The organism is Tropicibacter naphthalenivorans, from assembly GCF_900176475.1.
Taxonomy (GTDB): domain Bacteria; phylum Pseudomonadota; class Alphaproteobacteria; order Rhodobacterales; family Rhodobacteraceae; genus Tropicibacter; species Tropicibacter naphthalenivorans.
The window spans coordinates 43,158-54,517 of the sequence record NZ_FWXX01000015.1 but is presented as its reverse complement, the minus strand read 5'-3'; the positions used below and the strand labels follow the sequence as shown (position 1 = coordinate 54,517).

General features: G+C 60.3%; 9 protein-coding genes and 1 pseudogene. 4 read left to right on the top strand and 6 right to left on the bottom strand.

Features of this window, described 5'->3' with window-relative positions:
• A pseudogene (locus tag B9A11_RS19500) lies at positions 1 to 324 on the top strand (transposase); the annotation flags it as partial.
• Between the two features lie 108 nt (positions 325 to 432).
• Here B9A11_RS19500 and B9A11_RS19495 read toward each other — a convergent pair.
• The 4 genes from B9A11_RS19495 to B9A11_RS19480 all read right to left on the bottom strand — a co-directional run bounded on the left by B9A11_RS19495 (position 433) and on the right by B9A11_RS19480 (position 4,552).
• Positions 433 to 1,179 carry a phosphatase PAP2 family protein gene (locus B9A11_RS19495; protein ID WP_058249356.1) on the bottom strand — a complete coding sequence of 249 codons (747 nt, stop codon included), beginning with the start codon at positions 1,177 to 1,179 and terminating at the stop codon, positions 433 to 435.
• 62 nt (positions 1,180 to 1,241) lie between these two features.
• Positions 1,242 to 2,447, bottom strand: coding sequence for a hypothetical protein (locus B9A11_RS19490; RefSeq protein ID WP_058249357.1), 1,206 nt, complete (start codon positions 2,445 to 2,447; stop codon positions 1,242 to 1,244).
• Between the two features lie 16 nt (positions 2,448 to 2,463).
• Positions 2,464 to 2,964, bottom strand: coding sequence for a hypothetical protein (locus tag B9A11_RS19485; protein WP_058249358.1), 501 nt, complete (start codon positions 2,962 to 2,964; stop codon positions 2,464 to 2,466).
• Positions 2,965 to 3,457: 493 nt separating this feature from the next.
• Complete coding sequence (locus tag B9A11_RS19480; protein ID WP_058249359.1) at positions 3,458 to 4,552, bottom strand: tyrosine-type recombinase/integrase; 1,095 nt, start codon at positions 4,550 to 4,552, stop codon at positions 3,458 to 3,460.
• A 367-nt stretch (positions 4,553 to 4,919) separates the two neighbouring features.
• Between B9A11_RS19480 and B9A11_RS19475 the strand changes: the two genes are divergently transcribed.
• The 3 genes from B9A11_RS19475 to B9A11_RS19465 are packed head-to-tail and all read left to right on the top strand — an operon-like array spanning position 4,920 to position 6,547.
• On the top strand, positions 4,920 to 5,342 hold the full coding sequence (locus B9A11_RS19475; protein ID WP_058249360.1) for a helix-turn-helix domain-containing protein: 423 nt from the start codon (positions 4,920 to 4,922) through the stop codon (positions 5,340 to 5,342).
• A 4-nt stretch (positions 5,343 to 5,346) separates the two neighbouring features.
• Complete coding sequence (locus B9A11_RS19470) at positions 5,347 to 5,643, top strand: hypothetical protein (RefSeq protein WP_039966215.1); 297 nt, start codon at positions 5,347 to 5,349, stop codon at positions 5,641 to 5,643.
• A 4-nt stretch (positions 5,644 to 5,647) separates the two neighbouring features.
• Complete coding sequence (locus tag B9A11_RS19465; protein ID WP_058249361.1) at positions 5,648 to 6,547, top strand: HNH endonuclease; 900 nt, start codon at positions 5,648 to 5,650, stop codon at positions 6,545 to 6,547.
• A 416-nt stretch (positions 6,548 to 6,963) separates the two neighbouring features.
• Here B9A11_RS19465 and B9A11_RS19460 read toward each other — a convergent pair whose 3' ends face one another.
• Both B9A11_RS19460 and B9A11_RS19455 read right to left on the bottom strand, forming a co-directional pair.
• Entirely contained in the window at positions 6,964 to 10,065 is a 3,102-nt protein-coding gene (locus tag B9A11_RS19460) for an efflux RND transporter permease subunit (protein WP_058249362.1), read from the bottom strand.
• The gene (locus B9A11_RS19455) at positions 10,062 to 11,360 is read right to left on the bottom strand and encodes an efflux RND transporter periplasmic adaptor subunit (protein ID WP_058249363.1); all 1,299 of its coding nucleotides are present in this window, start codon (positions 11,358 to 11,360) and stop codon (positions 10,062 to 10,064) included. Before B9A11_RS19455 ends, B9A11_RS19460 begins: the two co-directional genes overlap by 4 nt.

The following is an 11,360-nucleotide window of genomic DNA, read 5'->3' as shown; positions in this document are numbered from 1 at the left end:
CGCACTGCCTTCGGCCAAGTGGCTTCTGGCGGACCGAGGCTACGATGCCGACTGGTTCACGGAAACGTTGCAGGACAAGAAGATACGCGCCTGTATACTAGGCAGGAAAAGCCGCAAGACACCCGTAAAATACCCCTCTCGGGACATTGCTGCGCAATACCCTGCCGGGCAGTGGACAAGCGTCGCTACCGCCGCCGCAACAGGATCGAGATCATGTTCTGTAGACTGAAAGACTGGCGACGGGTCGCGACGCGTTACGACCGAAACCCGGTCATCTTTCTCTCAGCCATCGCTCTCGCCGCCATCGTCATCTTCTGGCTGTGAATGGAAATGAGTCCTGAGCCTAGGCCGCGTGATTGTTAGCATTTTTTATTCGGCTTCCGAAGCCATCTCCGACTTACGGATCCCGGCCCGAGGGCCGGGATCGTTGCTTCAGAGGCCTTGCCAATTTGACAGGCTCGGCCCTGGCGTCTGGCCGGTATTGCGCAACCACCAGTCTGCCGTCTTACCCTCAACGTCGAGCTCGACATCGAATTTGCCATCGGTTTTGATGGTAATTCGGTCGCCGTCGAAACTTTTCAGGTACATGGAGACAGGCTCGTTATAGTTGCTCATCTGCTCATGCAGGATGCCGACAGCGATGCGTTCGCCCAAACGCAAGCTTTCGTAGTAGTCCGAGTAATAGTGGACCCCAGCCATATCCCGCCCGATCGCGATGTTGGCAGCCAGCTTGTTCAATTCACCTTCGACCGTCAGATCTTTGATGTCTTTTAGGCCTTTTACCTTTTCTGCATCGATTTCGCTCATCAGAGTTTGGGTCCAACTGTTGTCCGGGTCGACCGTCTTGAAGAAGGCCTTGAGCACTGTCACGCAGGCCCCGGCGACGGCGGCGTGGCCCGCACCATAGGACGGGTGCATGGGAGAACCTTCGGCAAAGGCCATCGGTAGCAAATAGTTCTTGTCGGGGTGCGGCTCGAACGTGCCCATTTCGGTGAGTTCAATCTTGCCTTCCGAGGCGCGAATACTGCTCCATGGTGTGCCGTTCTGCCGCGCATTGTGCTTGGCAATCAGTTCGAGGAACGGGCCGAAATTGTCCTTCAATTCGGTCAGCATGTTGTCCACTACAGGGGCGGCCGTGCCCAATTTGTCGGAATGCCCATTGGCCGCCAGTGTGATCATGGCCGCCAGCCGCTCGGGACGACCACGGCGGTGGATCTGGAACTTTTGTCGACGAACAGCCTTTAGGGCGCGGCTCGACACTTCGGCAAACAGGGCCAGAACATGTGGGCCACCAAACGTCGCAAAGGCATCGCGCGTGGGTGTTCGCCGTTCTCGGGAAACCCGACCGAGGTGGTAAAACCGGACTGAGCCAGCACCAGCGCCGCAATATGGTAAGCTTGGTACAGCTGGTCCACATGCACATAGCGCGCCAGATGGCGTCCGGTTTTGATCACCGTGCAATCGGCGTCCTCATCCGAAATCGCGCCGCCTTCTTTTAGGTTCGCACCATTCTGGACATCCAGCCATGCGGTCCAGTTGGACATGTAGTCCAGGCCGGGCTTGGCCGGATAGATGCGCTGGTTGATGGTATGCGCACCATAGGCGACGGTTGCCAGTGTCAGGAATTTCGAAAGATAGTCGCCCTTTTGCACACCGGGAGCCGAGCCACGGAACAAGCTGTTCGTGTCCTGTGCCGTCACCATGGTATGGCCACGCTTGCGGCGCAGCATTTCCGGTTCGGTCAAATGCGTCGACAGCGTTGCGTCCTCGCCACCAAAGGGCATACCATCGGGCTTGAACCAGTTGAACTTGTTGAACGCATCGATCAAATCGCCGACGGTTACCGGGCTGCCATCGTCCAGTGTATGGTCCACCGGCGCGCCGGTGTCGTCGATATAGTACAGCTTCTTGCTCCGGTCAGATAATTCCTCGAAGGACATGTCACGCACAAGAGCCATGGCATAAACTTCGGCCATTTCCGCGCAAAGCTCGCTGCTACCCAGACGGGGCGCGGGCGGCATACCGACAGAGCCCGGGTCTGGCCCTTCTTCGACATAGGTCACGCCACACAGTGGGCTTTCCCAGGTTCGCGCCTTCGCGACGGTACCTTTGACCATTGTTCGGAACGAGAAGCCAGGCTGGACCTTGGTGCCCGGCACGTCAAATTTGAAATCAGTTTCCGCACCGTCCGGACCCTTCTGCGTCAGGGCTTGTTCGAACTTGGCATAGTGGCCCGGATCCTCGAGAATGCCATAGGCGTTGTGTTCAAGCCCCTTGGTGAAGGCAAGGGGCAGTTTGTCGAAGGTGGCGTTGTCACCGTTGTCGCTGGCTTCGAAAGGCGGGCGGTCAGGTGACTGGCTCAAGTCGGCGGCCAGAAAACGGCGCTTTTGGGCAGCCTTGGCCCGGTCGAGACCCGTCAGGTGCGGGCGCAATGAAGTCGGTTTCATGTTTATTTCCTCCGTATCAGATCACCTGTTGGGTCCAAGGTTTTTGGGCCGCCTCGAAATGCCATGTACGCGCGCCCCCAAAATTCGCGGGAGGAATAGACACGTCGAGGTGGACAGGCCGCCCGGCGCGGATTTCGGTGAGCAGTGCATGTCGGCCGTGCGCGCTCAGCGTCAGATCACCGCCTTGCGAGCGAGCGAGCCGTGCATACCCGTCGGCGGGAAAGAACGCGCCTTCAGTCACCGCGGGTGGCGGCAGGTGGCGCATGAAGAGGAAAGTCTCGATTTCGCTTCCCGGCTCGATCAAGACACTGGCAAGCGTGTTGTTTGTGTTCAGGTCATCCGGCGCTTTGGTTTCTGTGCCGTCAGCGGAGACAGTCCCGTCGCTAATGCTCAAGACGGGGCCAGCGCGTTCGACGATAAGCCACTCATAACCAGACGCGTCCGGCACCGACGGGGTATAGTAGGGCGCAAGGGTAATGCGGTTCAGCATTGCGATCCGAAATGTGGTTGGCAACATGGTGTCCTCCTTGTCATTTCACCTCATGTTAGGCGGACATGCGTCAGCGAAACGTCAATTGCCTGAAATCATTAAGAATTTTCAGATCCGCCCCCTAATGTCAAAACAGTCCAAACATGTTTCGAGAGAGCGGGGCAGGTTGATTCAGGCCCACAATTAGCCTTGCGAGCGGACGTCGCTCACGCGGTTGAGCACATCCTTGCCCGTCTGTTTCCGAGGAGCGCCGCATTCCGTTGAAAACGGAAATTGACTTCTAAAATCCGACGCAACAGCCGCATCGGGTGTCCGACAGGCAAAACCAGCATCTTAGCTTTTTGATCTGTGTTCAGGTTTGGAACGGGTCTATATTTGGGCCAACCCGCTTGATAGCCTTTGCGCAGACTTATGCCGTCGTTTGCGCACTAATATGCTTTTTCCGACTCAAGGAGACGATGGCGACCCCGGCAGGATTCGAACCTGCAACCTGCCCCTTAGGAGGGAACCGTTCATAGCGCTATTCCTTCTTTGATTTCTTGCTCTTGGGTGTTTGTACAGTGTCCGGCTGTACGTGGTTTGTACGAAAACGGGCCCTGACATCGGCCTCATCCGTCTCTGCGTGGGCATAGATACGCATCGGCAAATTGGGGTCCGACCAGCGCCCAGCCTTGGCGGCGGTGACCGGATCGACGCCTTGGCGCACGACCAATTCGGTGAAAAACCCATGCCGCCCTGCCGGGTGTGCCGACAGGTATGGAATGCCTGCACGCTTACAGATCGTCTTCCAGCGCGTGTTGTAACCCGTAGAGCTGCCATAGCCGAAGACGCGGGGCTTCATCAGCTTGCCAGTCTTGCGGTTCTTGGGCCGTTTCGGCGGCAGGTCCAGCAGCTCGTCCATCATCTGAGGCGAGACGGTTATCCAGCTTTCCGGGTGGCCCTTCTGCGCCTTCACCCTGACCTTGTTCTCGGCAGGCCTCAGATCGTCAGGCTCGATTGAAACAGCTTGATCGATCCGCGCTGCCGTCTCGAACATGAACCGAACCAGGGCGGCATTGTACGGATCAGCGGCTCGGCAGAACGCCTCGATCCATTCCTTGTCCGCCGGTGTGCGTTCAACCCGGCTGGGCTTGCCGCGCCGCTTGTCCTGGGCGATCCGCTCGAACTTGTCGTAGGGCTTCACTCGAATTAAGGGCGTGCCCTCCAACTCATGCGCGTTGTTGATCACAGCACTCGCTGGCGTCACGATTTCTCGCCACCAAGTATCGGTCGAGGCATTGGGTTTCAACTTTGGTCCAAGGCCCTTCAGAAGTGCGCCAGAAATAGCCCCCAACGGCATGTCCCCAATCTCTTCGACAATCGGGATTAACTGCTTCGCGGTCTTTGGGGAGCCGTTGTAGAGCATGATTGCATCTGAGAACGTCTTGCTCGGCTCGTCGCCAACGACATGGCGACGAATCTGAAGCTCGGTCTCGCGGTTTATCCAGTCCCTTGCGCCTGCTTCTGTAGATGCCTTAGTGCTTCGCCGGTATGGGCCTGCGATTGGCCTGCCGTTGTACTCGACCCAGCCCTTAGCCCAGTAGACGCGGCCCCTTTTGTAGATTTGGAGCGGCATGACTGGCCTCCTTCAAAAATCGTATCAATTTGCGCGGGCGTGATGAGCATAGTCCGCCCAAGGCGATAAAAGGCGCCGGTCTCATTGGCGCGTTCACGCAAAGTGCGTTCTGAAATATCGATCCCCATCCCGGCCATAGCTTCGACCCACTGCGCGGGTGTTTTTCCAAGCCCCAGGATCTGAGAGCTTTCTGAATAGTTGGTCTCTGCCATTTCAGTTGTCCTTGTCCGCGTAAGTTGAATCGGCGACACGCATGGAATCGCTTGTTCTGCACCTTCTGACGTGGTCAGATGGATCAAACCGTAAATATGCGTCATTTTGTGCTATATTTATACAAAATTGCGCACTCGTCAATTGGGAAACTTGCATGGTGCGAGATGATGCTGAATTGTTTGCAGAGATTGGCGCTCGCCTCGCGATCTGTCGCAATGAGATAGGCGTCTCGCAGGCCGCTATGGCTGAAGCTATTGGCGTGTCACATCGTGCCTATCACAGCTACGAAAAGGGCAAACGCGGCGTCCCGGTCGAGGCCCTCGTCAAGATGCAAAGCCGCTACGATGTTGACGTCGCTTGGCTACTGCTCGGCACCAAATCCATTCGGGCTGGGCATGATTTCGAGGCCCTCAAACACATCGAAAGCTCGCTGGATAAGCACCTCACCGACGAGGGCATAAAAGTCAAAAGCGAGAAGCGCGGGGCCATCGTCGCGCGCTGGTATCAATCGCAAGTCGAAGGCCGTGAAGTGACGGATGATGACGTGCACACATGGATCGAGCTGGTAAGGGAGTAATCTGGTGAACAAGGCAAGCAAACGCTGGAACATGTTGCGACATTCAGTCTTGGAGCGCACCCGCCGTGAGGTGATCGAACCCTTTGGGCCGCTTTACCTGATCTTCCTGGGAACCAGCGTGTTCTACCTGATTGGCTTGGGTCGACTATCACTGGCACAACAGACCGCCGAATACTCGGTTTTGGCCACCATCATGATTTTCGCAATCGCTGCAGCGGGCTTGGCACTTCCATTTTTGACAGGTGCGGTGCTGACCCTACGCGCGGCCGATCGAAAATTGGAACGCCTACAACGCAGGTGATCCGATGGCTTTCGGCATCTTCATCCACCGCAGCGACTCGATCTACGACGATATTCCCTCGGAGCGGTATCAGTTTCCCAAGCAATACCTCTCGCGTGCCCATCAGTGCGAAGGGGATTGGATCGTCTACCTGGAGCCAAGCAAGGTCAAAGAGACCAAAGGGTATTTTGCTGTCGCCAAAGTGCAGGAAATCATTCCGGATCCTAGGAAGCAGGACATGTTCTTGGCGGTCATCGAGCCAGGAACGTATCTTGATTTCGGCGACCCTGTTTCATTCCGAGACGAGAACTCAGTCATCGAAAGAGGATTGCTGAACGATCAAGGCAAGATATCCGGACGCGCGCAAGCCGCGGTCAGAACCCTTTCAGCTGAAGACTTTGCCCGAATAGTCGAACGTGGCCTTGGACGAGATGAGGACATCCTGCCTCGCGTGGGCGACACGATGCAGATGCCAGGATTTCAAGATGCTCAAACACCTTTTCAACACATGCCCGCTCGAGAACGCGTCAACCAGCTGACCAATCGCGCGGTTCGCGATCGTAATTTCAGAAAGAACGTCCTGCGCGCCTACGGCGAGCGCTGCGCTATAACTGGTTTACGTCTCATCAACGGCGGTGGCCGAGCTGAAGTAGAAGCCGCTCATATCAGACCTGTAGAGCATGACGGCCCTGATATCGTCAGCAACGGGCTCGCCCTGTCCGGAACTGCACATTGGATGTTTGATCGCGGTCTCGTTGGATTGGCTGACGACCTGACTATTCTGGTTTCCCGCCAAAGCAACGACATCGAAGCAGTGGCATCGATGATCAACTCGTCCGGCAAGATCTTGGTGCCGGACCGCCTCGCCAACCGGCCAAGGGCGGAATTTGTGAATTGGCACAGAGAGAACTGTTTCAAGCATTAACGATACTCAGTGCGGACATTGGTGCAAAACGCAGCTAACGGCCGGAAAGAGCCCCTTAAACCGATGCTGCGTACTAAACGAATGTCCGAGGCTCGCAGCATTGCGGCCGTCCAGCTTCATTGTGATACGCGGTCAATCATGGCGGGAAAATATTTTTAATTATATCAATAATTTAAGTAGTATCCGGTTCACAATATGTTCATTTCTTGATCGCACTCCATCGCGGTTCGTCGCGTGATTTTCAGGCAGGTGTGGTCAGTTGCAGGTTATTTGGGGTCGCGATCCGCGCTAATTTTCCAACTTGCTACCGGACAAAATCCGTGCGAAATCTGACGCGGAATGAACGTCCGTTCGACAATTTGCTTAGGTCTCCGCCAGTCCCAATTTGTCTTGTCTATTCATCAGGCGGGGTGGGGTTAGCGACCTTCTGGAACGGCAGCATGGCGCTGTTTCCTTGGCCGAATGTCCTCGAGCGCTGCATAGAATGCGGGCAACACCAAAAGGATCAGAACCGTTGCCGCCAAGAGCCCGAAGACGACCGAGATAACGAGTGGCTTGAGCGTCTGGGCCTGGGTCGAAGATTCCAAGAGTAACGGTGCCATCCCCATGATGGTGGTCGAAACCGAGACGAAGATCGGGCGGAACCGCGACCGCACAGCCTCTCCTGCGGCCAGCGCGGCGGAAAGCCCCTCGGCGCGGCGGGCGTTGATAACGCCGACCAGCAGGATGGCGTTGTTCACCACGATGCCCGCGAGCGATGCCGCCCCTACCAGCGACGGCATGGAAATGTTGTAGCCCATCAGAACATGGCCCCAGATGACGCCCAGAAACGCCAGCGGGATGGTCAGCATCACAATCAACGGTTCGACATAGCTGCGGAACTGGAAGCTGAGCACCAGGTAGATACCCACGAGCCCGATCAGGAACCCGCGCAGGATCGAGGCGACGGTTTCGGCCGAATTGGCGGCCTGCCCCCCGATCTCGAAGGTAAGGCCGGGGGTGGCGGCGGTCAGATCGGGCAGAAAGCCCTCGTACAGCCGCGCAGTGATCGCATCGGCATTGCCGATGCGACCGTCCACATCGGCCGCGACGGTCAGCGTGCGCAGGCCGTTGCGCCGCGTGATGGTGCCCCAGCCGCGCGCCTCCGTGATCGTGGCGATGCTGGACAGCGGCACGGTGCCGCCACCGGGTAGGGCGATTTCGAAGACGCTCAGGTCGCCGGGGGTGGCGCGGTCATCATCGGCTAGCCGCACCTCAAGGTCCCATGCCAGGTCGCCGCGCCGGATTTCCGAAAGCTGTGTGCCGAGAAATGCCGCGCGGAGCTGGCCGGCCACATCCGTGGCGGTCAGCCCCAAGGCCTCGGCGCCCTGCGACAGGCTCAGCCGCAGCTCGGGTGCGCCCGGGCGCAGGTCGAGGATCGCGTTGCGCACACCGGCATAGGTTTCCAACTCGGCCAGCGTGGCGCGTCCAGCCGCTTGCAGCGTGGCGAGGTCGGGGTGGCTCAGGCGCAATTCCACCGCGATGCCCTGTGGGCCTATCCCCGGCTCTGTCAGGATCAGCGAGGAAATACCAGGCAGAGCGCCGATTTCCGCGCGCCATAGCGTGACGATATCGTCAAGTGTGCTCGTGCGTGTCTCGGCACCCAGGAGGTCCACCGCAACGGTGGCGACATGAGCCCCGGTCTCGCCTGCCGACAAGTTGCGGCCAAGCCGGGTGATGCGGCGGACGACAAGCGGTTGCGCCTCGGGTTGTTCGGGGGTCAGGAGGACGTTCACACGGTCAAGCGCAGCCTCGACTTGTGCGACCGCCTCTGTCGTGCGCGTCAGCGTGGTTCCTGCAGGGAGCATCAGCCGCGCCTCCAGCACATCGCCGTCAATCTCGGGCATCGCCTCGCGCTTGACCACGCCGGCGCCCAGGGCGCCGACGGTCAGGATCAAGGCACCGATGGCCAACCCTGCGACCAGCCAGCGCGCCTTGATCGCGGCATCGGCGAGGCGGCCCACGCCGCGTTCGCGGAGGGCATCGAAGCCCGCGTCGAAGCGGATGCGGAAGCGCGATGGGGCAGTGTCCTTTATCGCGCCTTTCAAGTGGTGAGGGAGGATAAAGAATGCCTCAATCAGTGACGCGGCGAGAGCCGCCAGCAGGACCACCGGCAGAACCTCGAGCACAGCCCCAAGTTCCCCTGCAAGGAAGGCGAGGGGCAGGAACACGGCAAGTGTCGTCAAGAAAGACGAGATCACACCGGGGGCTACGGCGGCCACGCCTGCCGCAACGTTCTCGACCGCGGCTCCCTTGGCGCCGTGTACGGCGATGGAATCCGCGATCACGATGGAATCGTCCATCACGATCCCGATCGCCATCAAAAGCGCCACCAGCGTCATCATGTTGAGGCTGAGCCCGGTCAGCGCCATCCAAACAAATGCGCCCGCAAAGGCCACGGGCAGGCCCATGGCGGCCCAGATCGCGAAACCGGGGCGGAAGAACAGGCTCATCACGATGACGACCAGCACAAGCCCAATCACCCCGTTCTGAACCAGCATCACCAGCCGGTCGCGGATGATGGATGTCACGTCCTGCACCACCTCGATCGAAATCGTGGCGGGCAGGCGGGAGCTTTCCTCGGCCACCAACGCTGCGACCCCGTCGAGCACGCGCAGCGCGTCGGAATCGAGAGCCTTGGCGACATCGAGCACGATGGCGGGGGTGCCATCGACAAAGGCGCGGTCCTGCGGCGGCTCGAAGCGTTCCTCGATCGCCGCCACGTCGCCCAGCGTAAGCGTTGCGCCATTCGGCAAAACCAGCACCGGGATCATAGCAAGGGCAGTGGCCGTGTCGCGTTCGGCGGTGAAGCGCAAGGTCAGGTCCGCGCCCGGCCCTTGTAGCGTACCGGCGGGCAGGTCGATGTTTTGCGCGGCGACGGCGGCGGCCAATGCGGCAGGTGTCAGACCGTGGCTGTCGAGTACGGCGCGGGTGGCGGTGATGTTGAGTGTCCGGATGCCGAGGCCCCCACGCGTCACGCGGGCAACACCCGGCAGGGCGGTCAGTCGGTCGGACAGCGCGTCGGCATAAAGGTCCAGTTCGGCCAAAGGCAGATCGCCCGAGATGGCGACCGATGTGACGGGATCGGAACGGTGCAGTTCGCGCACCACGGCCGGATCGGCGCGGTCGGGGAAAGTGTCGATGGCTGAAACCTCGGTCCGCAGCGAATTGACGAAGCGTAGTGCGTCATTGCCAGGCGCCATGGTTGCCACGGCACGGGCACGGCCGGTCTGTGCGGTGCAGGTGAAGGTCTCCAGACCCTCGACACCCTGCACCCCATCCCAAAGAGGCGCGCAGATCGCGGCCTCCACATCCTCGGCCGCAGCGCCCCGGTAGGGCACGGTGATCTCGGCCTCGACGGCGCGGAAATCGGGGAAGGTTTCGCGCAAGAGACCGGGTGCTGCAAAGGCGCCGGCGGCGAGGAACAGAAGCAGCAGCAGGTTGCCCGCCGTCGGGTGGCCGGTGAACCAGCGGATCATTGCGGGGCCTCGACCGCGGTCAGGGCCATACCCGGGATCGCCGGAGCGATGTCGTCGATCACCACGCGGTCGCCCGGCGACAGGCCCGCGGCGATGACGACGCGGCCATCTTGCGCAAAGGCCGCGACGACGGGGCGCAATTCCAGCAGATCATCGGGACTGAGGATCCGCACCGTGCCCATATGCAACGCTGCCTCGGGGATAGCGATGACGCCTGCGAGGGATGCGCCCGAAAAGGATAGCTGCACCTGCATGTTGGGCACCAGCGGTAGGCGGTGGGGCGGGTCCGCTCCTTCATAGGGGTCGTCAACCCTGACCACGACCGGCACGGTGCGCGCACGGGCATCCAGCGCTCCCTCGATCCGGACAACACGGGCGGTCCAGACTTGGGTCGGGTCTGACAGCGGGCTGAGTGTGACCTCGATCTGCGAGGTGGGCATGTCGCGCATCATGTCGGCAAGGGTGATGCCCTCGGGTGCATTTCCCACGAGGCGTCGAAAGCTGTCGATTGGCAGATGCGCCACGACCTCGGCCGCCGCAATTCCGTCGGCACGGATCACCACCTGACCAGGGGCGACGGTCTGAAACAGCTCCGCACTTACCTCGGTCACACGCATGCCGAACGGCGTCGTCAGGGTTGTGCGGTCGAGCGCGCGGCGCGCGCGGTCGATGGCGGCCTCGCTGCGCGCGACCTGTGCCGCGATCCGTGCCTCGCGGGACGGGATAAGAGCCATCGCATTTTCGAGTTCCGCGACCGTGCGGCGGGCCAGAAGCGTGGCACGCTCGGCCTCATCGACGCGCGATTGCGGGGCCGTACCCTGTTGGGCCAGGGTCCGCGTGCGCGTAAGATCTGCCTCAGCGAGCGTCAGTCGCGCACGTTCCAGATCGAGAATGCGGCGTGTGTTTTCGGCCTCCGTCGCAAGTTGCGCCTGTTCGGCGTCCAGCGCTGCAAGGTCGGCTTGCGACTGCGCCAACGCGAACTCATAGTCGGCAGGGTCGATCCGCAGCACCTCGGTTCCCGCCGGGATTAGGCGGCCGTGTTCCAGGTTGGAGTGGCGCCAGATCACTTCGCCTTGCACTTCAGCCACGGCGACCCAGGTGTCGGCCGCCCGCAGGTTGCCCCACGCCGTGGCAATTGGGCGGAGGTCTACTGCCGCGACTGTCAATACACGGACCGGCAGGGCGGATCCGTTGCCCTCGATCTGGGCCGGTCCGGGTGCCGACGAGATCATCCAGACCGCCGCGACGATGCCGAGCGCAATGGGCGGCAGGGCGAGAAGGGGGGGCAGACGCAT

What these genes read in the sequence shown, in the direction of transcription:
- B9A11_RS19455 (WP_058249363.1), bottom strand. Translation starts at nt 11,360, where the DNA reads ATGCGTCTGCCCCCCCTTCTCGCCCTGCCGCCCATTGCGCTCGGCATC.
- B9A11_RS19490 (WP_058249357.1), bottom strand. Translation starts at nt 2,447, where the DNA reads ATGAAACCGACTTCATTGCGCCCGCACCTGACGGGTCTCGACCGGGCC.
- B9A11_RS19475 (WP_058249360.1), top strand. Translation starts at nt 4,920, where the DNA reads ATGGTGCGAGATGATGCTGAATTGTTTGCAGAGATTGGCGCTCGCCTC.
- B9A11_RS19480 (WP_058249359.1), bottom strand. Translation starts at nt 4,552, where the DNA reads ATGCCGCTCCAAATCTACAAAAGGGGCCGCGTCTACTGGGCTAAGGGC.
- B9A11_RS19495 (WP_058249356.1), bottom strand. Translation starts at nt 1,179, where the DNA reads ATGATCACACTGGCGGCCAATGGGCATTCCGACAAATTGGGCACGGCC.
- B9A11_RS19460 (WP_058249362.1), bottom strand. Translation starts at nt 10,065, where the DNA reads ATGATCCGCTGGTTCACCGGCCACCCGACGGCGGGCAACCTGCTGCTG.
- B9A11_RS19465 (WP_058249361.1), top strand. Translation starts at nt 5,648, where the DNA reads ATGGCTTTCGGCATCTTCATCCACCGCAGCGACTCGATCTACGACGAT.
- B9A11_RS19485 (WP_058249358.1), bottom strand. Translation starts at nt 2,964, where the DNA reads ATGTTGCCAACCACATTTCGGATCGCAATGCTGAACCGCATTACCCTT.